This is a genomic window from bacterium, assembly GCA_023230585.1.
GTDB lineage: Bacteria > Ratteibacteria > UBA8468 > B48-G9 > JAFGKM01 > JALNXB01.
This window is the reverse complement of record JALNXB010000015.1, coordinates 1-25,968: the sequence shown is the minus strand read 5'-3', so window position 1 is coordinate 25,968 and position 25,968 is coordinate 1. Positions and strand designations below refer to the sequence as shown.

Here is a 25,968-nt window from a genome sequence, read left to right as displayed (position 1 = left end):
CTCCCAAAAGGAGAGTGTAGGCGGGGGGAAGGGGAAAAAAGAGATTATGAAACGAGTTAAGAATCTATCATTAGTGGGCTTTTTCGTTTTTTCTCAACAAGTTTTTGATATCTGAAATAAATACTTCAATATATTCTGTACCTAAATAAAGAGATTCATTAGAGAGGGTCCCTCCAAATCCAGATGATTCAATCTGTTTTTTAGCTGACTTCATAAGAATTCTCAACTCTGAGGATTGGGTTAACGAGTCCAATGTATGAAATTTTTTCTCATCCAGTTTTATCCAGATATTTTCAAGGGCATTAAAAAAACGTGGCCAATTAACCCAAAGAATATTTTTATTCCCATAAGTAAGAATATTTAGCCATTCATCTTTTTTTAAGTGATAATGTTTTTCTCTGCCTACGGACATTATATGAGTGATATCTGAATTAGTCATTTCTACAAGTATATCCTGTACGGTCTTTTGGGCATAATAGATTTCTCTGGCAATCAAGCTGGGGTGCCCGCTTTCATTAACTAACAAATAAAGAAAAATCTCTGACCGAGCGTTTATACCAAATAATCCTCTCAACTTGAATAGTAAACCAGTGTTTTTTATTATGCGAACAGGTTGGGTATGCGTTCTAAATTGGATTTTTCCCCGGGAAAAGCCATATTTTTGAAAAATGGGTTCTGGTTCTCCAAACATTTCAATCGGTTGTCCGTTCTTCTGTAAAAAAAGGTTTTCACATGTATTTTGCACAGGAAAACTTTCAATAAAATATTTCCATTTTTTACCTTTTGTTTTTTCAGCCAGAATCTCGGCTACCACAGGGATTACTCTACTACCCAAAAATCTCTCTTTTTTTAATATTGTCTTCAACCTTTGAATGTTTATAAGATGTCCATTAGTGCTTAACCAATTCAAAATTTCATCAAACAACCTTGCTTCATATCTTCCTATATGTAAACTGAAGATTAATAAAGCTTCAGGGTCAATATACCAGTTGTCATCGTTGCAACTATAACCAGCAACTCCCAGAGAAAACCACTGCTTCCAGACAAAAGATAACAAAAGCTCTAAATAACTATCTCTAAATTCTTTCAGCAACTCTTTCATATTTTAATTTCCTAAGCATATCTTGTAACAATATTTTAAAATTTTCTGATGTATCGTGTGTCATTGCCCACCTTGCCGCTTTTTCTATTTCCTCTTCTGTAGGTTTGAGAGCAAGCAAATCTTCAACGTGTCGTCCAGGTCCTGAATCTACCGATGCATATACCTTGAAATGTATCTGATCAAATCTACTAACAAAATATACTGTTAACATTCTGCCATATTTTTTTTCCCGTAAACGATTTATACAACCTTTTGGCAATCCGTATTTTAGTATATCTTTAGGAGCAGTATTTAACCAATTTTCATCTATTCCCAGATCTGCCGCTATCTGTGAAGCTGCCTCTTTGAGATGTGAAGGCATTGGATCTGGATCAATAATCTTTTTACCTTCTATAATGCCTAATATATCCACATCCCTTGTTATTCTTTGAACAGCATCAATAAAGATTAAGGCAGAACCTCCGCAAATTACTATACTTATAGGCTCAGCATCAGCTAACTCAAGCCGATTATTTAAAAGCATGAAAACTTCGTTTAATTTTTCTTTATTTAACATATATTATAAGTTATTCCCCTTATTATAAGTGGTTTAACATATATTATACCATATATTGTAATATTTTTAAAGATTTAATACTGAGGTCTTTCAATATATTTGTATGGGCAAATTATGAAGTAGCATAATCATCTTACAAACTACCATTTGCCAAGAAATATATAGGGGGAAAATACTCTATTTTACCATTCCGGATTTATCCCGAGTACTCCCGAGGGACTTGTTCCGAAATCTCGTCTTTTATGTTGTGCTTACTCTGACGTGGGTTAAGGGACAAAGGCAAAAACGTAAAGAACAAAAGCCCCCCTCACCTTGCATCCTCTCCCCCAATGGGAGAGGAGAGTGTGGGCGGGTAAAAGAGAGGGTTAGTCTGGTGGGGGGCGGTGGTATGGTGGTAGTAGTTCTTCTCTTGTCCTCATTACGTAAGGAGTTAGTGATATATATACCACTTTTTGCAGTTCAGAGGATCTACTAAATTCATCCTCTATATAATTTGCAAGAATATATACTACTGAAAACTCGTTTTTATTCTCATAAATAGTTGATAACTCTACTTCCATAAGTGAGAGGTCCGCCGGCTCCTGCTCACCTTTTTCCCAATCAATTGTCACATTGTCCGCTTCCAGTATAACGCTACCCGAGGCGTTTCTTTTTTGAGATTCGATGAGATAATTTTTACTTTCACCTTTTAAGGAAGGGCTTATTTTTACGGCTAAATTGACTGCTGGCATCTCACCTTCTTTTGGTTCTTCATAGATATAGTTTACAAAGTGGAATACACCAGTTCTACTTTCTCCTATACCAAAAGTTTTACCAAGACCAGTAAGTGACCAGTTTACCGTCTCTCCGCTTGCAATTGTTTCGTTCTCTTCAGGGGAACCCAACATATATATCTCCTGAATTTCTGTATCGTCCTTAAAAATTATAGATGTTTTTATGGCATACACTTTTCTTGGCTCGGAAATACTACACATAACAGCAAAGGTGCCGTCTTCATCTATACTCCAATCTTCCTGTAAGATATCTGGTACTTCCTGGCCTTCCCAGTTGAACCCGTTGGAAATATCGTGTTCGTAGGTATATTTATAGAGTTTTATATCTTTTACTCCTTTTGTGAGATTTCTCGGGGATTTCCAATCAAGTTTACCTTCAATGGTTATCTTTCCGTTTATATCTGGAATTGGAAGTTGGTCTTCAACCAGATTGGTAAAGGTGATTTCTGGTGGGTCGTATAACGGGTTGGTCTTAAAGCCGAGTAGTTCAAAAGTTTTTTCTGCTGTTATTGTTGAGTCCGACCTATAGTAGGATTCGTGGTCAACCCCTTTACCTAAAGAATATGATTGTGAAGGGTTTAACCCGAGCCCTGTCATACTTGTTATTGGTACTGCGCCGTCGCTATCTGATTCCATAAAACCCAAATAGGTTGATGAACCCTTGTCAACAAGGAATCTGTTTATGGTAGCGCCTATAGATATCTCACCAGATTGGAGTGTATCTTTCAGTTCACCTACCCCCATATCGTCTATCTCTTTAAGAGGGACTCCTTGTTCAGTTATGCCGTACATAAAGGTATATTTACCGCCTCTGTTGTCTGAAGTATTCAATTGTTCAAGGCGTTTGTTATATATTAAAGAGCCGGTTCTTAGGTTGTAAATATTATCCTGTGCCCTATACTCTTCTTTAATATCAAAGTAGTCGTCAAGTTTTAAGTGGCGTTTGCTTGAGCCCGTTCCGTTTTCCCACCTTAAATCAAGTATTCCGGGAGCATCTATGACTGTTCTTGATACGTAAGCTGCCATAGCTGAACTGACAATTGAACCGGTCAGGGTCTTCGCTTTATAGGCGGGGCTTGTAAGCTGGTATCTTAAAGAGTACATTGCTGCGCCTTTATGTGGGCTACCCCAGGATATAAATTGTTGGAACCTCTCCTCAAGTTCCTCAGGAAATTTGACGATACCTGCTCTTGAAACAACTCCGCCCATAGAGTGGGCAACAATAAACAGGTTGAAAGGGATAGCGTCTTTCTCTTCCCTGTTAAGGTTAAGCTGGGTCTGCAGTTCTTCTGTTATTGATTTTACCAGCTCGTTATCCAAATGGTTAAAAATAGGGCGCCAGGTAGGGTATATAAACTCGTAGAAGACGGTACAGGAGTTGAAGTCAAAGTATTCCTTGATAAAGACCTCGTATAACTCTTTCCAGACATCTACCTTGTAGTCAACTCCCCAGGGTATCGGAGCGTTAAGTTTAAACTGGCCTGCAAGTCCTGTCTTTTCTGCTTCGTTATGTCCATGCACAAGTACCACTACATTTTTTATGGGCTTTTTAAGTTCCCACTCCTTCTCTTCTTCTGTAAGATGTATGAAAAGTTTTCTCTTTTCTTCCGATTCGATATCCGGGACGGTACGGATTAATCTACACTCACGTTGCCAATTTATTGTCCCCTGAAAGGTTAAAACCGAGTAGGTTATACTTATAGGAGGAATACCCGACTTTCTGTTGGCAGGGAGAGCTTCTTCTTTAAGAAGCTGGGTAGGTAGATATATATCTTTTGTGGTGAGGTTGCCTGAGTTATCAAGATGAGCCGGAAGTAGTGAATACTCTTTTTCTACCTTCCCTTCAACTACCCTTTCTGTTACCCTAAGGATATTTACTGTGTCCAAGTTTAGGGTTCCCACCTCTTTTTTGGGTATGGTTATAGTGGGGATTAGTTGTAGTTTTTCTGTATCTGTAAGGACTGAATCAAATAGTATCTCAAGGACTCTCAGAGAACCGCTTATCTGAGGTGAAGAGTCGTCCTGTGCGTTGAGGGAAAGGTCTTCGTTAAGATTGATATGGTTTGAAACCCTTGAAAGTGTGAGATTATAACCCTTATTTTGTAAAGGTATTTTAACCTTTGTGCCGTCTTTCAAGTCGGCTACACCTTCTGTTTCTGCTTGTATGTCTTTACTCACGCTCTCAGAGGTCGTCGCACCACTTACAACCTGCTTCGGTTGGTAAGGGTCGGTAGGAGGAATATCCAACCTAAGAGCAAACCTGAGTATAAGGATTACGTCTGATATATCTACTCTTCCGTCGATATTCATATCCCCTGCTTTTTTGGTATCGGAGAGGTAAGGGTACGACTGGGTTGAAAAACCTATATTTAAAGGTAGTTCTATAGACATACGAAGAGCAAGTATAACATCCTGTATATCAACTATTCCATCTTTATTTATATCTCCTATATCTGTAAATGGTTTCTCAAAGTATGCTGTAACGTTCTTTGTAGAGTCCATTAAAATTGTGTTATATGTGGCGTAAGGAGTAGTTCCTTCACTCCAGCGGGAGAAGAGGTAGTCCGGATTTGCTTCTACCCTAACGTTGACTTCAGTCCCGGGATTGTATGCGTGGATACCTTCTGGCGGGAAGATATTACCGGCATTTTTAGGAAGTAGAGCCATTGTTAGGTAAATTACCTCGACTGATGTATCTAAATCGCAGTCCGGGTACTGATAAGGTAGTAAAGCTGATATATTGGAGTTATCCTTGCCAAAGAGATAGCCATAGTTCCATCCCCAGAACCAGACGGTACCATCGCTTTTTAGAGCCATTGAGTAACCATAATTGGTAGAGATAGATATAATATCTGAAAGAAAACCCCTGCCTTCGGGGTCCTTTACCTGTACAGGAATTGCACTTGAATTATTTGAAGTACCGTCGCCAAGTTGTCCCCACCAGTTATCTCCCCAAGACCAGACAGTACCATCATTCTTTAAGGCAAGTACGTGGTAGTCTTTTGAGGATATATCTTTAATATTAGTTAGCCCGAGGACCTGTTGAGGTAGAGAAGCAAAAAGGTCACTACCAGATAACCCGTTGCCCAGCTGACCTCTGCTACCGTCCCCCCAAACCCAGAGTGTACCGTCGCTCTTAAGAGCCATTGATAAGTTTTTACCGGCTTCTACCTTTATAACATCTGTTAAGCCGGTCACTTTAACAGGGGTATATCTGTCGTTTCCTTCACCTGAAGAGCCGTTACCCAACTGCCCGTGTGAGTTTCGTCCCCAGCTATATACCGTGCCGTTATTCAACAAAGCCAGAGTGTGGTTCTCGCCGGCTGATGCCCCGACAACCCCTGATAAAAACCCGTTATTCATTACCCCGCGCACCTGTACAGGAAGAGTTTTCCTTTCAGTTAAGTTTATACCGAGTTGTCCGTAAGTATTATCTCCCCACGCCCAGAGTGTACCGTCCATCTTAACAGCGACAGAATGGCTAACACCGGCTGATATCTCTATTATACCAGAAAGCTCTCCCGTACCGTCCGGTGATTTAACCTTGACAGGCCTAAACCTGTTGGTGGTTGTTCCGTCTCCGATCTCGCCTGAGGAGTTTAAGCCCCAGGAACAGATAGTGCCGTCATAGGAAAGGGTAAGTGAATGTCCATAACCTGCAGAGATTTTTATTATACCTTTTAGATAAAGCTCGTTACTGCCTTCAACTGAAGTTACAATGGCGTTACCTCTGTCTGTAACCTTCTCATTATTTATCCCCAGTTCCCCCCACTCGTTGCGCCCACTTGCCATAACCCCGCTATCATCTTTTAAGGTGAGATTGTGTGTTCGCCCAGCGGATATTTGTGGTACTGCCTTAAAATCATCTTTAACGAAATTGGCAACAATAACCGTATCTTCGTTAAGTTGTATATTGGTTTCGTTGGCGGAAGGGTTAGAAACGTTATCACTCCAACCGGTAAAGGTATATCTGTAACCGGGAAGAACAGATATATTGACTAAACTACCAACCTCAAACTCGTGTTCACCTTCGGAAGGCATAAGAACCCCCGCATTAGGTGGGTTACATCTCATAGTAAGTGTTGCTTTTATTTCTGGTTTGAGTTCAAAGAGCGCTTCAACACTCTTATATCCGTCCATATAAACGCTTATTGAGGTTTCATCTGATGTAACCTCTCCCGACCAACCAATAAATTTATACCTCTCCCCTGCAAGTGCTCTTATATCAACGGTTGTGTTGGGAATACATTTTTTTGTGCCAGATGGTGTTGTGCTCCCACCGTTTGAAGGATTAGATGATATGTTTAAAAGATAAGGTGTAAGATTTAGTTTTATACCTTCAAGTAGTACTGGTATATTTGAGTTAACCCGGTTACCATTGCCAAGTTGTCCCTTGAGATTAAAGCCCCAAACCCATACTTGTCCATCTGTATCTATTGCTATGCTATGCCTTGTGCCGGTAGATATCTGAACAAACTTTTCTCCTCCCGCAACCCTTACAGAAACGTTAGTATCATTATTTGTGCCGTCTCCAAGTTGACCGTAAGTATTATCTCCCCATGCCCAGATATTGCCATCTTTATCGAGAGCAAGAGAATGCCTGCCACCAGCTGATACCTGCCTAATATTTTGAAGGTACCCTACCCCATCTTCTCCTCTTACCTTTTCTGGTATCAAGCCATCTTCGTTGGCTCCGTTACCAAGTTGACCTTTATTATTTGCGCCCCACGACCAGACGTTACCATTTGAGTCAACAGCAAGAGAGTGGCTACCCATAAGGCCGAGACCGCCGGCTGATATACCTTTTATCTCTGTAGAACCGGCTACTTTTAGAGGAAGGGAGCTGTATGTTCTGTTGCCTGTTCCGAGTTGGCCGAATGTATTGTCTCCCCACGACCAGAGGGTTCCGTCCTGTTTTAATGCAAGGTTGTGGGCGTACCCGGCTGATATACCTTTTATATCGCTTAAGTAACCGCTACCCGTTGAGGATAAGACCTGCGCCGGAGAGGTTCTTGGTAGAGCTGAGTTTGTGAGCCCTAAACCCAACTGGTAGGAGTCATCTAGCCCAAAAGACCAGAGAGTGCCATCCGATTTTAAGGCGATTGTGTGGTGTCCCCCAGTTGATATTTCAATTATTTTTGATAACCCTGAAATAAGGGTTGGCACTTCTTTATAGAGGATATTTGAGTTGATACCGAGTTGCCCGAACTCGTTTGAACCCCAAGACCAGACGCTTCCGTTTGCTTGCAAGGCGACAGTATGGTTGCTACCGGCTGATACCTCTTTTATAGAGGATAAAACAGAGTAAGCAAAAGGTTTATCTGAGAGTATAAGAGTGCCGTTACCTAACTGTCCAGTTGTATTATCTCCCCAAACCCAGACGTTTCCTTCCTGTAAAAAAACGGTATGGTTATCACCTCCGTCTATATTAACAGGTAAGGCAAACGGGTCTGGAATAAAATGGGCTGTAATGGTCTTGTCGTCATCCATTAGAATTTTTGTTGAAGGAGAGCTGGCATCAAAAACGTCTCCTTCCCAGTGTAAGAAGGTGTGTCTATGTGAGGGTATTGCTTTAAGTTCTACAATTTCACCTTCAGGGTAGGTATATGCCTGAGGTGTTGGATAGGTAGTACCTAAACCAACAGGGGATGTGACTGTTAGTGTGAACCTTTCAATCTTTTCAAAGTTGGCTTTAACTGTTTTGTTCTTATTAAGGGTAAGAGTAGTTGTTTCGCTTTCAGGGCTATCAACTTCGCCTTCCCAATTTTTGAATTTGTAGCCGTAGGAGGCAACTGCCTTTAAGTGAAACTCTTTATTTAGTACGTCATAATAGTACCCCGGTGACGGTAAGGTTGTGCCACCCTCCCCCGCTGATAAGCCCAGTGTGAAGGTATCGGGAAAATCAGGGTTGGTGGTATACCAGATATTGGTATCTTCGCTTAAAAGCCATAGTTTCTCTTTAAAAAAGGTAGAGGTATGCCCGAATAAAGGTCCCCAATTAGGGCTTGTTTCACAACAACCCCAGACAGAGCCGTCAAGTGAATACCATATCTCGTTTGTGGGTTCAGTTAAGTAGCCCCAACCGTTATTATCTACCCTCCCGCCTAAGAGCCATAACTTTCCGTCCATCTCAACTACTGAATGGTTTCTTCTTGGAGACCAGCCCGCCTGTGAGGTTGCCTCTTCCCAAAAGATACCGTCAGAAGAGTACCAGACATCACTTACGCTTTGAGAGACACCCTGGTTTCCACCTATAACCCAGAGTTTATTATTAAAGACGACAGAAGCGTGGCCTTCTCTTGCAGACCATTGGGCTGAAGACACCTCCTGCGTCCAGTTGACTCCATCGGAAGATGACCAGATATCGTTATAAAAAGTATTCTTATTATTCCAACCGCCTATAATCCACATCTTACCGCCAAAAACGGCAGAGGAGAAGTAACTTCTTCGAGTCCAAGGGGTATCTTCCACTTCAAGTGTCCAGTTAAACCCGTTATCAGACGACCAGATATCGTTGAGTATCTGCCCGCTTGAACCAAGCCCGCCTATAATCCATATCCTGTCGTTAAAAACAAGGGCTGAATGAGAATACCTTTTTGACCACGGGGCTGAACTTGTTGCTATATGCCATATGATACCGTCTTCTGAGTATCTTACCTCGTTATTAAGGGTAGACGAGTACCGCCCGCCCAAAACCCAGAGTTTACCCTCAAAAACAACTGTGGAATGTTCGGTCTTTCTGCTCCAGGTAGGAGTGAAAAGGCTGGTCCACTCAGGGGAGATATCGTAGAATGTCTTAAAATGTGGGCTGATAACCCGTACTCTGTCCGTTGTCAGAGTCAGAGGGTTTTGTGAAGGTGTTGGGACGTCTCCTGACCAGTGGCTAAATTTGTAACCCCCATAAGGGATAGCTTCAACCACACATTGAGAACCAGAGTTGTATATATGTATGCCGGGAAGTGGATCTGTTGTTCCATACTCTTCTGGCTGGCTTAATGTTATATAAAGGTTATAAGTTTGGGTATAGGGAGCAATTGTAAAAGAGCCTTCATTGCTCCAGTCGGATACCTCTTTACCAGCATCTATTGTCTGGACTGCCCAGTAGTACGTACCAGAAGACAGACCGGTTAAAATAGAAGTCCTTGATTGGAGAGGTACTCCACCGGGAGTTATAAGACGGTTAACAGGGCTGACAATATCTATTCCACCGGGGCTGCTGCCCACCCTTAAATTGTAGTATAGCCCGTCGGAAGGAGTCTCTATATCATTTCCTTCGCCCCAAGAGAGGGTTATAGCCCCTTCTGTGTAACCGGGGGAAGAGTTAAGTTCTGTTGGAGGCGTTGGAGGAGTATTAGCAACACCTACCCCATTATCAAAAATCAAACTCTTCTGAATACCGGTATATATATCTTCCGGTTTAGAAGGATAGACAACTGTTCTGGTGCCGTTAAGGAATATGTCCAGATCTCCGTCCTTATCGTAATCAACAAGAGCAAGGTTGTTATAAGATATAAGGGAGGAGTCCGAAGCAATAGAAACTTTTTCAAACTCTGCACAGGTATTCTGAAAAGAGCCGTCACCAATGTTGATATATATATCTGCTCTGTTAACTGTTAAAGGTAACTCTTCATAAACATCTCTGGTTCGCCCCGTGATTACCAGGTCGGGTAGCCCGTCATTATTTATATCCCCCATAGCGACAGAACCCCAAAAGAGGGGGTCAAGGTCTGCTTCAATAGGGACAAAGGTTCCATCTCCTCTATTATTTTTATAAATGACTGTATAGGGAGTTGATACCGCTTCTTCTCTTTTACCTGTTATTATTAAATCAAGAAACCCGTCGTTATTATAATCCCCAAAGAGAAGTGATGACTGTGAGAATTTTGGAAAGTCGATATATACCTCTCTAAAAATACCGTCTTTCATATTCTTATATATTGCTGTCTTATTTCTGCCTGATACAGCAAAATCTACCCAACCATCGTTATCAATATCAGCCCAGGCAAGGGTGCCGGAAGCATTTATCGGTTGAAATACGACCTCAAACCTTCCATCACCATAATTTTTATATATGAGTGTTTCGCCTGTATCTCCGGAGGTTTGGGTGCCTGTGCTTATTACCAGGTCAACTTTACCGTCGTTATCAATATCAGCCCAAGTAAGAGCATTTACATCAACAGTTGGTAGAGTAATATTAAGAAGCGTAAAAGTGTTGTCTCCGTTGTTATGATATACCCGAGTTATTCTCTCTTTTGTTTCTTTGATTGTTCCGTGTATGGCTACATCGGGGTAGCCGTCGTTATTATAGTCAGCAACAGCAAGTATGCTCTGAGATAACTGGGGTAGCCCGCCGGTTATACCATCCTGAAAGGTTCCATCACCATTATTTATAAAAATAAGTGTTGAGGGTTCCCCTACCTCAAAGATACTTCCAACATCTCTCCTATCGCCTCCTGAGATGAGTAAATCCGGTAGCCCGTCATTATTAAAATCAGCCCAACTTATCGCTCCAAGGTCTATCTTAACCCCGCCAAATAAGTCATTGATATCAGTAAAAGCGCCTGTTTTCATATAAATAAACCAGTTATTCACAGATGCTTTCGGAGTATCTGGAGAGATATAAAGGATATCGTCTCCTTTCTGTATAGCAAAATAGTTGATTTCACCTTCCCCGCCAAAACTGCTCATCTGAAAGACCTCCAGATGCCAGCCCAACCCTTCGTAATGGGCAAAGTCCGTAAGATCTATAACAATGGTATCGTTAAGGGAATACTGGTTACTGACAGGGAATGCCTCCTTTTTCCAGAGAGGGTTCTGGACAGGCCAGTCAAGGTGTTCCTTATAGCCCGCACAGATATTCATAAATAGGGTCCTGCCTCTTGTATGGTTGATACCTATAATACCAAACAGGTTGGGTTTGTAATCTATTCTGTCAATTATAATAAGGGCGTTGGGGTCTCCATTCTGTTTTGAAAGGATATAGTCGTAAGCAAGCCATACAAACCCTCTGGTACCAGCTGACGGTTCTTCAACGCCCCACTCTGTACCCCAGGAGTTGACTGCTAAAAGAGCGCCTTTTTTATATTTACCTTCAATTGAATCGTAATACTCTTTATCATCATCATACCCTATAACTGTTATAGCGTGAGGTCCGCGAAATCCTACATTGGTGTTGCCATAAAGAACACCGTTGTTGGTAAACTCACCTGAAGGGTAAAGGTCAAAATTTGAATAGACGGGGGTGGTAATCACAGCAACATTTTCTTCAGCAAGATACTCTTTTAATGCTTCCAACCCTTCCGGGGAGTGTATCTTTATCTCTCCTGCCTGTTTGCCTCTCCACTTAAGACCACGTTTCCATACTTCTTGGGTAGGCCATGCTTCCCAGTCGTAGTTATTTGGATCTGGGTTGTAAGGCATCTCTTCCCAGCTGGCTATACCATATTCACATATATAATCTGCTACAACATAATGGCTGACAGCCAGAGCACCAAAAGACAAACTTCTGGGAGCAACATTATATCCCCAGGCAGGGCTGGCTATCCGTTCGGGGTTTTTTGAAGGGTTGGGTCTTATCCATTTGTTCTCTTTTGCTTCCTGAAATGTCTTCATATAGTAGCAGGTAGCATAAGCGGCACAACTACCTAAATTCCCTTGACTTGTAACAACAGGTAGATGTGTAATATTTACAACAGATATGGGGAGAGATTTTTTTGTTAGACGTTGAGGTTCTGTTATAGTGAACATTTTAGGTAAGATACGGGCTTTCTCTTCAGAGGTCATCGGGCGAAGGCCTGTTTTATGCGGGGAGGCGCTTAACAAGGTAGAGAAGATAAGAGATGATAAAAAGATTATTAAGGTAAATTGTCTGTTTTTCATTGATGCTTCTCCTTGTAGAATATTGCAAATATTTTACAAATTTTAACATATTATTATACCCTTTAAAGGTGGAAAAGACCAATAGTAAGGATGAAATAGGAGATTGCCACGCTGGTAAACGCTCGCAAAAACAACAAAAGCAAAATACCCCTCATCCTTGATCCTTCTCCTCCCTCGGAGATACTCGGGACAAGACCCAAGAGTAGAAGGCAAAAACTCCTTATTTCTGCAAACCTCGGAGGATTGCCTTATATTCCTCGCAAAGAAGGAATGGGGGGAGAGGAGAATTGGAGTAAGTTATTCCTCAGGTAGTTCTTGAGGTCTACAATAAAGCGGTAGAAACTCTTCTCTTTCTTTTCTGGCTATAGGTAACATAATAACGCTTACTCTTTTAACGCTACCAGATACAGAAGAATGAGGATATACCCCGTAACTAATAATAAATGTATTCTCCTCTTGGTAAGAGGTTGATAAACCTATTTCCATAAAATCTAATTCTTCAGGCGCCTCTTCTTCCTCTATATCCCACAAAATCGCCAAATCTGTAGCATTTAGAGGGTCTCTCTCGGAAGTTTCGTATTGCCCTGCAAAGAGTTGGTGTGTATAACCTGGTGCCTTAAAAGAGGGATAAGTATAAGTATTTATATATATATTAGGTGTTTCACCTGCTTCAGGTTTTTGGTAGTAGTATAAGGAATTCATAACATTAAAGCTATCTATACGGTTACCCAAACAAAACACTCTGTCAAGACCTGTAAGCGACCAGTTGATTGTTTCGCCATCGTTGCTCTCTTCGTTTTCTTCAGGAGAACCAAGCATAACTACTTCTTGCAATTCTGTATCATCTTGAAAAATTATAGATACTTTTATAGCGTACACCTTATGAGATTCTGGTATATTACAAGAAAGGGTAAAGTTTCCATCCTTATCTATACTCCAATCTTCTGAAGTAATCCCTTCTACCTCTTGACCTTCCCAGTTAAGGCCGTGTTGAGAGTCATAAGCATGGGTATATTTATAAAATTTTATATCTTTTACTCCTTTTGTAAGGTTTCTTGGGCTTTTCCAATCAAGTTGACCTTCTATAGATATATTTCCGTTTTCATCTACTGGTAAAGGTTGGTTTTCCATTAGGTCGGTAAAAGTTATCTCAGGTGGGTCGTATTCCGGATTAGTCCTAAAACCGAGTAGTTCAAAGGTTTTTTCTGCTGTCTCTTGAGCATCTGCGCCGTAGTAAGATTCGTGGTCAACACCTCTACCTAAAGAATGTGTTGCTGTAGGCAGAAGCCCAAGCCCTGTCATACTTGTTATTGGAACAGCACCATCGCTATCTGATTCCATAAAACCTAAATAACTTGATGAACCCTTATCTACAAGAAACCTGTTTATGGTTGCACCTATGGCTATTTCGCCTGCCGAAAGGACCTCTTTAAGTTTACTAAATCCCATATCAGATATCTCACTTAAAGCCACTCCTTTACCTGTTATACCGTACATAAAGGTGTATTTATCGCCCCTGTTATCTGAAGCATTTAGTTGTTCAAGACGTTCATTATATATCAACGAACCACTCCTTAGGTCGTAGACACTACTTTGAGTTTTATATTCATCTTTAACTTCAAAATAATCGTCAAGTTTAAGTGAACGTCTACTTGCTCCTGTGCCGTTAGCCCAACGTAAATCCATTATACCGGGTGCGTCTATTACTGTCCTTGACACATAAGCTGACATTATTGAACTTATAAGTGAACCAGTCCAAGTTTTTGCGGTATAAGCAGGGCTTGTTACCTGGTATCTAAGGGAATACATTGCTGCGCCCCTATGAGGGCTACCCCAAGAAATAAATTTCTGGAACCTCTCTTCAAGGTCTTCTGGAAACTTTACTATACCTGCTCTTGAGACAACCCCACCCATAGAGTGTGCCACTATAAATAGGTTAAATGGCATACTATCTTTTTCTGTTTTATTAAGAGCAAGTTGTGTGCTTAACTCTGATGTTATCTGGTCAACCAACTCTTTATCTAAATGGTTAAATATGGGTCGCCACGTAGGATATACAAACTCATAAAAGACGGTGCAGGAGTTAAAATCAAAATACTCTTTAATAAAGACCTCGTATAGACCTTTCCAAACATCAACCTTATAATCTACTTCCCACGGGAAAGGAGCGTTAGGTTGAAACTGCCCTTGAAGGCCTGTCTTTTCTGATTCGTTATGTCCGTGAACTAAAACTACTACATTTTTTATGGGTTTTTTTAGTTCCCACTCTTGCACCTCTTCTGAGAGCATAAATAAAGGCATCCTTTTTTCTTCAGATTGAATATATGGGACAGTCCGTATCAATCTGCTTTTTTGTTTCCAATTTATTGTCCCTTGAAAAGTTATAGATGAATAGTTTACATTTATAGGTGGGAGACCTGACTTTATCCCGTTAGATAATGTTTCTACTTTAAAAAGTTGGTTAGGTAGATATATATCTTTTGTAGTAAGGTTACCTGCATTGTCAAAATGTGTAGGCAAGAGTGTGTACTCTCTTTCTACTCTGCCTTCAACTATTCTCTCCACAACTCTAAGAATATTTATTGTATCAGGATTAAGAGTGCCTACCTCTTTTTTAGGGATGGTTATTGTAGGTATACATTGTAGTTTTTCTGTATCTGAAAGAACTGAATCAAATATCAGGTTAAGTGTCCTTAAACTACCGCTTACCTGAGGTGAGACGTTGTCTTCTGGGTTAAGAGAAAACTCATCGTCAAGGTTAAGATAGTTAGAAACACGTGAGAGCGTTAAAGAATAATCTTTACTTAAAGCAGGAAGTTCAACTTTTGTGCCGTCTTTTAAAGTTGCTACACATTCTTCGCCTGCTGATATATCTTTAACTACTTCTTCAGTAGTTGTTTCTCCCCCTACAACTTGTCTTGGTTGGTAAGGGTCTGCACTTATATCTAAATCTAAAGCAAGCCGAAGTATAAGTATTACGTCAGATATATTTACTTCTCCATCGCTATTTATATCTGCGGATGTTTTAACATTTTGTAAGTAAGGAGCAGATAAGGTTTCAAAACCTATAGTTAAAGGTAGTGATATTGACATTCTTAAGGCAAGTATTACGTCTTGTATGTTTATCACCCCGTCTTTATTTATATCTCCTTTACCATAAAAGGGTTTTTCAAAAAACGCTGTAACACTTTTATCTGTATCCATTATAATGGTATTATACTCAGAAGAAGAACTTGTCCCTTGGTTCCAATGAGAGAAAAAGTAACCACTCTCTCCACTTGCTCTTACGTTAACTTCTGTTCCGGGGTTGTATGCGTGAATACCTTGTGGCGGGAAAAGTGTGCCTACATCTTTAGGGAGGGTAGATATTTTTAGGTATACCACCTCAACAGATGTGTCAACTTGACAATTTGGATGGTCTATTGGTAAAGGGTTGCGACCGAGAAGATCTTGAGCAAACATTTCTTGTGTGCCATCGCCCCAATACAATATAGTTCCATCACTCTGAAGAGCCATTGAATAGTTGATACCTGCAGAGATAGATATAATATCTGTAAGAACCCCTGCCCCATCAGAACCTTTTACTTGCACAGGAGTTGTTCTTCTTTCAGTAGTACCATCACCAAGTTGTCCAGAATAGTTGTCTCCCCAAGCCCAAATAGTTCCATCGTTTTTTAATGCTAATATATGGTTATATCCAGCTTTTATTTCTTTAATATTTGTTAGGTTTGAAACTTTTAAAGGGATATTGCTATTAGCATTATCTCCAGAAGTTCCATTACCAAGTTGTCCGCTGCTACCGTCTCCCCAGACCCAGACGCTACCATCTTTTTTTAAAGCAACAGAAAACTGTGGTAGGCTTCCAGTCATATAACGGTTTGCTGATATACTAATAATATCTGTTAAGTTTTGAACCAAAACAGGCACATAAGAGTTATGTTCTTCCCCTGAAAAGCCGTTACCTAACTGCCCATATAAGTTTCCTCCCCAAGCGTAAACTTTTCCGTCTTTTGATAACGCAAGGGTATATTCTGAACCAGATGAAACAGAAACAATATCTAATAAATACCCTCTACCCATCACTCCTTTTACCTGTGTTGGTAGTAACCTTTTATCTTCGGTAGAGTTTATACCAAGTCGTCCAGAAGAGTTGTCTCCCCAAGTCCAAAGGGTGCCGTCCATCATAATAGCGGCAGAGTGTGCAGCGCCAGCAGATACTTGTGTTATACAAGAGAAATATTCTGTTCCGTCTGGTGACTTTACTTTTACTGCTCCTGCACTTTGTATAGTTGTTCCGTCTCCGAGTGCTCCTTTATTGTTGTTTCCCCAAGAGTATATTGTGCCATCATAACTAAGAGCAAGAGAATGGGAAATTCCAGCTGATATACTCACAATCCCTAAAAGTTTGTCATTATCTAAAGTTAAGACCTGCTTATCTGCCTCATTTTGAGAGGTATAGTTTATTCCAAGTTGCCCTAAATTGTTAAGACCGCTTGCCCAAACACTCGAATCATCTTTAAGTATTAAGTTGTATTGGGCGCCTGCAGATATTTGTGGTTTAGATTTAAAATCGTCTTTAATAAAATTGGCAACAACCGTCATATCTTCTTGAATTTGGATATTTGTTTCGTAGGCAGAAGAGTTAGAAACGTTATCACTCCAACCAGTAAAAGTGTATCGGTAGCCAGGCAGAACAGATATATTGACTAAACTACCTACCTCAAACTCGTGTTCTCCTTCAACTGGCATAAGAACTCCTGCATTAGGTGGGTCGCAGACCATAGTAAGTGTTGCTTTTTCTTCTGGTTTAAGTTGAAAGTTTGCCTTTACGTTCTTGTCCCTATCCATAAAAATAGTTACAGTGGTTTCGTTACCTGTAACATATCCAGACCAGTTCTCAAAGTTGTATCTTTCATCAGGTAAAGCAGTAATAAGAATATTTGAGTTAGGTCTACATTTTTTTATACCAGAAGGAACTGTTATCCCGCCGTTTGAAGGGATAGAAGATACTTCTAAAAGATATGAAGTAACATCAACCTTTATATTTTCAAGTTGTATAGGTATATTTGAGTTTGTTTCTCTTCCGTTACCTAACTGCCCTTTTATATTAAAACCCCATACCCAGAGTTGCCCGTCTTCATCTATTGCTATACTATGCCTTAAACCTGTAGATATCTGAACAATCTTTGGCAGGTCTGTTATTTTTATAGGAAAGTTGGTATCATTATTTGTTCCATCACCAAGTTGTCCGTAAGTATTATCCCCCCAAGCCCAGATATTGCCATCTTTATCCAGAGCAAGAGAATGTCTGCCTCCAGCCGATACCTGCCTTATATTTTTTAGATACCCAACCCCGTTTTCTCCTTTAACCTGTACTGGAACTAATCTATCAACCTCTGTTTTGTCGCCTAACTGCCCCTTTTTATTTGAACCCCAAGCCCAGACGCTACCGTCTGATTTTACTGCTAAAGAGTGGTCTCCTAAAAGCCCAGTACCTCCAGCTGAGACACTTTTTATATTGGTAAGGTTAAATACTTTTACTGGAAGGTTGCTATAAATTGTGTTATTTATTCCAAGTTGCCCCCATATATTGTTACCCCAAGCCAATACTTCTCCATTTGATTTTACCGCTAAAGTATGAGAATATCCGGCTGAGATACCTACTATATCTTTTAAAAACCCTACTTCTTCAACTCCAAGTGTCTGTTTAGGTGAATAAAAGTTTTGTCCTTGATATGTAGTTCCAAGCCCAAGTTGCCCTGAAGTGTTATCTCCCCAAGCCCAGACGCTACCGTCTGATTTTAAAGCAACAGTATGGTAACCGCCAGCTGATATTTCAAGAATGTTTGATACCTCTGAAACAAGAATAGGTTCTTCTATATAAGTTGATGTTGAGTTAATACCAACTTGTCCAAAAGTGTTATCTCCCCAAGCCCAAACGTTACCATTGTCTTTAAGTGCTACAGAATGAGAATTCCCAGCTGATACTTTTTTAACTTCCTCTAACACAGAGTAGGAGATAGGAGTGTTAGAGGTTATACGAGTTTTGTTACCTAACTGCCCAGAAGTGTTGTCTCCCCAAGTCCAAACAGTGCCTTCGTCTTGCAAAAAGATTGTAAAGTTCTCCCCACCGTCTATATTCATTGAAGGAATAAACGGGTCGGGAATAAAATGGGCTGTAATGGTCTTGTTTTGATTTATAAGAACGCTTGTTGAAGAAGAGTTGGGCTCATTAACACAGCCTTCCCAATGAGAGAAGATGTATCTGTAGGAAGGGGTTGAGTTAATATCTACCAATGTGTCTTCTGGATAGGTATAAGTTTGTGGAGAAGGAAAAACTCTTCCTGAGCCAATAGGTGGCAAAATTGTAAGTGTATAGGTTGTAAGTTTTTCAAAGGTTGCTTTAACGCTTTTATTTTCGTCTAATCTAATAGTTATTGATTCACTATTTGGGGTATCAACCTCGCCCTCCCATTTTTTAAACCTATACCCATAAGAAGCGACCGCTTGAATATTAAACTCTTTATCTAAAAGATCGTGGTAATGGCCGGGTGAAGGTGATGTTGTGCCACCTTCTCCTGCAGATATAATTAACTCGTAAGTGTTAGGAAAACTTAAAGTAGGCGAAACCGACCAGATATCTTCTGCGTCGTGGGAACCACCTACTACCCAGATTTTGTTATTGAAAATGGTTGATGTATGCCCAAAACGAGGTGTCCATACCGACTCAGTAAAAGATAGTCGCCAGTTGGTGCCATCGTAAGAATACCAGACCTCATTTGAAGGTGTTGACCAGTTACCCAGCTCATCTTTAGTTTCTCCCCCAAATATCCAAATAAGCCCTTCATAAACAAGGGATGTATGGTTCTTTCTTGGCGACCATTCTGTTGATATTGTAGCTGGTGACCAGTTGATACCGTCTTCTGAGTACCATACGTCCCCTTTATCTTGAAAAACACCGTAGTACCCGCCAATAACCCAGAGTTTGTTATCAAATACCACAGCAGAATGTCCTTCTCGAGCTTGCCACTCGGCTGAGGGTGTCGCTTCTATCCAGTTGATACCATCTTCTGAATACCATACATCGTTAAATAATGTTCCGTATTTTTTGCCACCGATAACCCAGAGTTTATTGTCAAAAACTATACTGGCAAAACTGTTTCTTTTGCCCCAAGGCGCATTCTCAGTTACTCTTGTCCAATCTTTACCGTTGTCAGAAGACCAGACATCACTTAACCCCATATTAGTGTTGACATCAATACCTCCAAGAAGCCAAAGTTTGTTATTAAAAACAACCGTTTTTTGTCCGTATCTGGGTAGCCAACCAGCAGAACTAGTTTCTTGTATCCAGGTGGTTCCATCGGTAGAGGACCATACATCGTTTCTACCTGATAATGTATCTTTATCATACCCGCCAATAACCCAGAGTTTGTTTTTAAAATCAATTGTGGAATGGTGGTACCTGTTCCCCCAGTCGGTAGGTGTTTGTAATTCCCAAGGTAGGGTTATTGTGTAATCAACTTTAAAGTGGGCTTTAACCTGTCGAGGTCTATCCATAAGGATAGTTGCTGGGTTATCAGAAGGGGTTTCAATATCTCCAGACCAATGGCTAAACTTATGTCCGCCGTTAGGAATAGCAGTTATTGTAACGTTTGTCCCTTGATTATAAGAATAAGTGCCGGGTGAAGGGTCAGTGGTTCCTAAAGCAGAGTTTTCTACAGATATGTGTAAGTTGTAGGTGCGGGTGTAAGGGTCTATTGTAAAACTCTTCTCACCGCTCCAATTAGACACGTTTTTTCCAGCATCTACTGTTTGGACTGCCCAATAATATGTGCCAGCAGATAGACCTGTTAAAAGAAATTTCCTTGATTGGCTGGGGATATAACCGGGAGTTATAAAAGAGTTGCTTGGATTAACTATCTCTGTTGCACCTGAAGTTCTCCCTACCCTAACATTATAATATAATCCATCGGCTGGGGTTTCTGTATCACTACCTTTATCCCAAGAAAGAGTTATAGCCCCATCCTCCCAACCAGATGAAGAGGTAAGGTCTGTTGGAGGTGTAGGAGGGTTATTTTTGTCAATAATTAGATTTTCTTGAATACCTGTACAAATCTCGTTAGGGTTGCTGGTATTAATATATGTTTTTATACCTGATAAAAATATATCAAGGTCCCCGTCTGAATCGTAGTCGATAAGTGAAAGGGTGTTAAAAGTTTGGGGAAGCGTAAAATCAGATGAGTAAGAGATGTTAGGGAGTTCTGCATAAGCATTACTAAAATTATCCTGTATATTGTTAAGATATATATTTGTCTGGTTATAATAGCGCCCATCATTGCTTTGAGAGTAGATATCTTTACTCCTACCACAAACAATAAGGTCAAGGAGTCCATCGTTGTTTATATCTCCCCACATAAGAGAACCATAAGATAATGGTTCAAGATAGGTATCAATCAGAGAGAAAAGAGAGTTGCCGTTATTCTTATAAATAGCAGTATAGGGAGATAAATCTTCAAGTTGCCCTGATATAGCAAAATCAAGTAGCCCATCATTGTTATAGTCACCCCAAGAGATTGACGCCTGAGTTAAGGGCGGAATAATGTTTGATGTCTCAACAAAGATACCGTCACCTGTGTTCCTGTATAAAGATGTCTTATTTTTACCTGCAACAATAAAGTCAACCCATCCGTCGTTATCAAAATCAGCCCAAGAGATACTTCCTGAAGCATTTATAGGTTGAGAAACTACCTCAAAGTTATTATTTTTTAGGTTACGGTAAAGAAAAATCTTTTCTGTATCACCGCTTACGCTTACAGCTAAATCTGGTAACCCGTCGTTATCATAGTCAGCCCAACTTAAACTATTCACATTTTCAGTAGGTAACTCTACCCCTGTATCAGTAAAAGTGTTGTTCCCGTTGTTAGAATAGATTTTTGTTATATACCCTGTATTAGGAATATATCCGTGTATGGCTACATCAGGGAAGCCATCGTTATTATAGTCAGATACAGCAAGAAAACTATTGCCAAGTTGTGGAAGGTTCCCTGTAACACCTTCTTTAAAAGTTTTATCACCCTTGTTTATAAAAAGAAGGGTAGATACAACCGGCTCACCTGTTTTGTGGTTATACCCTGTTATAAGTAAGTCAGGTTTTCCATCATTGTTGAAGTCAGCCCAAACAGCCCCACCTTGTCTTACCTTCATCCCTTCAAAAAGGTCTTCCTTATCAATAAAAGTGCTTGCTTTAAGCCACACATACCAATTTGGTTGGGTTTCAACAGGCGCTTCAGTATATTCACAAAGGGTATCATCTCCTTTTTGTATACTAAAATGGTTTATTTCTCCTTCCCCGCCAATCTGTGAAATATGAAAAACCTGTAGGTACCAGGCAAGGTTTCCGTAATGAGCAAAGTCCGTAAGGTCTATAACAATACGGCTATTAAGAGGGTATTGGTTGCTATGAGGCAATGCCTCTTTAATCCATATAGGGTTTTGGATAGGATATTCAAGTAGGTCTTTATTGCCTGCCATAATATGAGAAGTCAGGTTTCTTCCTCTTGTATGGTTAATACCTATTGTAGCAAATAATTTGGGCTTATAATCTATTCTGTCAATCATAATAAGTGCGTCAGGGTCGCCATTCTTTTTTGAGAGAAAAAAGTCGTAAGCAATCCATATAAACCCTTTTGTTCCCATAGTTAGTTCTTCTACGCCCCAGTCGGTGCCCCATGAGTTGACAAGAAGGAAAGCGCCTTTTTTCTCTTTACCTTCAATAGAATCGTAATATGTTTTATTATCGTCATACCCTACAACAGTTAAGGCGTGCCCACCTCGATAATCATCGTTAGTGTTGGCATAAAAAACATTGTTATTTGTATAGTTACCGTTTGGATAAACATCAAAATTGGAGTAGACAGGGGTACTAATAATAGCAACATTTCCTTCTGCAAGGTACTCCTTTAAAGCTTCTATACCTTCTGGAGTATCTACCTTTATTATGCCTGCTTGTTTGCCTCTCCACTTAAGACCGCGTTTCCAGACATCTTGGGTAGGCCATGCCTCCCAATCGTAATCTTCTGGGTTGTAAGGCATCTCTTCCCAACTGGCTATACCGTATTCACATATATAATCTGCTACAACAAAATGGTTAACAGCCATCCCACCAAAAGATTCGCTTCGTGGTGCAATATTATACCCCCAAGCAGGGCTGGCTACTTTTTCGGGTTCTGTTTTAGGGTCAGGGTTTTCCCACCCTCTTTCTTTTGCCTCTTGGTAGGTCTTCATATAGTAACAGGTAGAGTAAGCTGCACAACTACCTAAACTCCCTTGGTTTGTAACAACAGGTAGATGTGTAATGTTTGCAACATATGTAGGAAGTGGTGCTTTAGTAAGACGTTGAGGTTTTGTTATGGTGAACATTTTAGGTAAGATACGGGCTTTCTCTTCAGAAGTCATCGGGCGAAGGCCTGTTTTATGTGGGGAAGCGCTTATCAAAGTCGAAAAGATGATCGATAATAGAACGATGATTATGGAAAAGTGTCTATTTTTCATTGACAGGTCTCCTTGTAGAATTTTGTAGAATATTTCACAAATTTTAACTACCTTATTATATCTCTTAGAGGTGGAAAAGACAATTTTTAATTGGTTTTACTTTGGAAAATTTTTATAAAAACTTATGAGAAATTCTTTTTGAACTTTTAACAATCTATAGTATAATAAATCTTTTACATTCCAGTTTTTTAAACCCAAACCAATTTCAGAGGTAATATGAGCCACGCAATTTTGAGCATATCGGGCCTAATTTTAGCTATAGTAATAGGTGTTTTGACAAAAGTCAATATAGGTCTTATCGCTATAGGGTTAGCTTTTATAGTAGGGTTTATTATAAAAATTGACTTAAAAACTATTGTTTTAGGGTGGCCAACAAGTCTGTTTATGATGCTTTTTGGTATGAACCTTCTGTTTAGTATAGCGGCTTCCAACGGTACGCTAAAAAGGATTGTTGAGAAATCTTCAAACGCATTAAAAGGACATATAAGATTTTTACCTCTTTTACTGTTTCTTACGACTGCTGTAATTGCTGCTCTTGGTCCTGGGAATATAGCCATGGTTGCAATGATGACTCCTCTTGCTTTAGCAATGGCAAAAGAAGAAAAAATATCTCTTCTTATGGTTTCAATAATGGTTATACTTGGAGCAAATGCTGGGGGCTTGTCTCCTTTGGCACCAACTGGCATTATTGCTAGTGAGCTTGCCACAAAAGAAGGTTTACAGATTTCTATGACTCTTTTTAGAGATATGTTTATAGTTTCTACTTTTTTTGGGATACTAACTTATATTGTAATGAAAGGATACAAAATTCCTCGTAATATGGTGGTCAATGCAAAACTTTCTCCACCTTTAACAAGACAGCAAAAAACAACTGTTGTGGTTATTTTTATTGCAATAATAACTATTATTTTTGGTGGTAATATTGCCTTGACTGCTTTTTTAGCTTCAGGATGCCTTTTAATTTTGAGAGTAACAACAGAGCAAGAAGCCCTTGCTCAAGTACCTTGGTCGGCTATACTTCTTATATGTGGAGTGGCTTTAATGATAAATCTTGTTAATAGCACTGAAGGAATGACAATAATAGTAGAAACGTTAGGAAAACTAACCAATGAAAAAACAGCAGCACCAACAATGTCTTTTCTTAGTAGTTTAATGTCTCTATTCTCCAGTTCTTCAGGAGTTGTAATGCCCACGCTTATTCCAACAGTACAAGGAGTTGCAACACAAGCAGGGGGAGCCGTAAGACCAGAACCTCTTATATCTGCTATAGTTATTGGTTCTCATCTTGTTTCTATTTCTCCATTTTCTACTCTTGGAGCTCTTGCTATAGCTTCTGCAGGGTACGGCTCTGAAAAAGATACGCTTTTTTCTAAACTTCTTCTTTCTGCATTTTTATACCTGGTCATTGGAGCAATAGTTAGTTACTTTATTGTGTTCTTGTATTAAAAGCAGAAAACATATTACCAAAGTTTACAGTTTAACTCAGGTTGACTATAGCGGATAAACCTCACTCAGACTACCCCAAGAGGAGAGGGAAACGCTTAATCAGTTAAAAGAAGTGGGGTAAAGGAGAAAAAATGAGTAATAATCTTAAAGGAAATATGATAATAGCTCAAAGTGGAGGACCAACTGTTGTTATAAACCAGAGTCTTGTTGGAGCTGTTATTGAAGCGAAAAAACATAAACAGATAAAACAAATTTACGGTTCATTAAACGGAATTGATGGAATCTTGAAAGAGAGGTTTATAGATTTAAAAAAAGAAAATCTTGCTATCCTAAAAAAAGTTGCTTTTACTCCCTGCGCCGCTCTCGGCAGTGTAAGAAAAAAACCTACCAGTGAAGATTGTGTGGAAATATTTAAGATACTACAAAAATATGATATAAGGTACTTTTTTTATATAGGTGGTAATGACTCAGCAGAAACAGCAAATATATTGAATGAGAATGCTAAGAAAGAGGGATACGAATTTAGATGTTTCCATATCCCAAAAACAATAGATAACGACCTTCGTGAAAACGACCATACTCCTGGCTATGGAAGTGCAGCTAAATTTGTTGCTATGGCTGTTATGGGAAACAATCTGGACAACAAATCTTTGCCGGGTGTTAAGATAGATGTTATTATGGGAAGACACGCTGGATTTTTGGTTGCGGCTGCTGCCCTTGGTAAAAAGAGAGATGAAGACGGTCCACATCTTATATATTTTCCTGAAAAACCTTTTAGTAAAGAAGCCTTCCTTGGAGACGTTGAAAAGGTATATTCTAAATATGGAAGATGCCTTGTTGCAGTATCAGAAGGTATTTCAAATAAAGAAGGCGAGCCGATTATCTCTCAATTTATTAATGAGACTGATACCCACGGGAATGTTCAACTTAGCGGTACAGGGGCATTAGGAGATCTACTTTCTGAATTGGTGAAAACAAAACTAAATATAGGTAGAGTTAGGGCAGATACATTCGGTTATCTACAGAGATCTTTCCCAGGTATATATTCTGAAGTTGACGCTAAGGAAGCTTATGAAGTAGGAGAGATAGCAGTTAAAAAAGCGGTATTAGAAGGTTTGGATGGTTCTATAGCCATCAAGAGAAAACAAGTAAAGAGTTACTCCGTTTTTTATGAACCTGTTCCGTTAAATAAAGTAGCAAAACATACCCGTTCTATGCCATCTAAATTTATTAATAGGGCGGGCAATTATGTTACTCAGTCTTTTATAGATTACGCACTACCTCTTATTGGCAAGCTTCCTGAGGTGGAGTTCTTAAAAGGTGTTCCTGTAGATAATAAAAAATAACTGGTACAGAGTTGCAAGGTTAAAAACATAAAAGAAAAGCGTAAAGCAAAATCACCTCCTCCTACGCTACAATACAAGCTTCGGCGGATAAGTTCCTCTCTTTACAAAGCAAGCTCCCCCAATGAGAGAGGTGAGTTGGGTGGAAATGCCACTCTTTCGACTCCTGAAGCCCCAATCTGTCACCTTGAACTTGTTTCAGAATCTCTAATGTAACCTCAAAAAGAAGTAGTAAAAAACGAGATTCCGGATCAAGTCCGGAATGACAATCGTTCCTTATTTGCCTCTCCTCTTGGGTCTTGTCCCGACAGTATTTCT

General features: G+C 39.9%; 6 protein-coding genes. 2 read left to right on the top strand and 4 right to left on the bottom strand.

Annotated features, from left to right (window positions below):
* Window positions 1-70: 70 nt before the first annotated feature.
* From M0P98_04300 to M0P98_04285, 4 genes are all read right to left on the bottom strand, one after another.
* Window positions 71-1,102, bottom strand: a complete 1,032-nt coding sequence (locus M0P98_04300; GenBank protein ID MCK9266090.1) for a hypothetical protein — start codon at window positions 1,100-1,102, stop codon at window positions 71-73.
* Complete coding sequence (locus tag M0P98_04295) at window positions 1,077-1,658, bottom strand: hypothetical protein (protein ID MCK9266089.1); 582 nt, start codon at window positions 1,656-1,658, stop codon at window positions 1,077-1,079. The genes M0P98_04300 and M0P98_04295 overlap by 26 nt, the downstream gene beginning before the upstream one ends.
* Window positions 1,659-2,023: 365 nt before the next feature.
* Window positions 2,024-12,310, bottom strand: a complete 10,287-nt coding sequence (locus M0P98_04290; GenBank protein ID MCK9266088.1) for an FG-GAP-like repeat-containing protein — start codon at window positions 12,308-12,310, stop codon at window positions 2,024-2,026.
* A gap of 297 nt (window positions 12,311-12,607) precedes the next feature.
* Complete coding sequence (locus M0P98_04285) at window positions 12,608-22,861, bottom strand: FG-GAP-like repeat-containing protein (protein MCK9266087.1); 10,254 nt, start codon at window positions 22,859-22,861, stop codon at window positions 12,608-12,610.
* Window positions 22,862-23,134: 273 nt separating this feature from the next.
* Here M0P98_04285 and M0P98_04280 point away from each other — a divergent pair, with 273 nt between their 5' ends.
* The gene (locus M0P98_04280) at window positions 23,135-24,307 is read left to right on the top strand and encodes an SLC13 family permease (protein MCK9266086.1); all 1,173 of its coding nucleotides are present in this window, start codon (window positions 23,135-23,137) and stop codon (window positions 24,305-24,307) included.
* A gap of 131 nt (window positions 24,308-24,438) precedes the next feature.
* Complete coding sequence (locus tag M0P98_04275; GenBank protein ID MCK9266085.1) at window positions 24,439-25,653, top strand: 6-phosphofructokinase; 1,215 nt, start codon at window positions 24,439-24,441, stop codon at window positions 25,651-25,653.
* Window positions 25,654-25,968 lie beyond the last annotated feature (315 nt).

Coding starts and splice junctions, on each gene's coding strand:
- M0P98_04300 (MCK9266090.1), bottom strand. CDS start 1,102: ATGAAAGAGTTGCTGAAAGAATTTAGAGATAGTTATTTAGAGCTTTTG.
- M0P98_04295 (MCK9266089.1), bottom strand. CDS start 1,658: ATGTTAAATAAAGAAAAATTAAACGAAGTTTTCATGCTTTTAAATAAT.
- M0P98_04290 (MCK9266088.1), bottom strand. CDS start 12,310: ATGAAAAACAGACAATTTACCTTAATAATCTTTTTATCATCTCTTATC.
- M0P98_04285 (MCK9266087.1), bottom strand. CDS start 22,861: ATGAAAAATAGACACTTTTCCATAATCATCGTTCTATTATCGATCATC.
- M0P98_04275 (MCK9266085.1), top strand. CDS start 24,439: ATGAGTAATAATCTTAAAGGAAATATGATAATAGCTCAAAGTGGAGGA.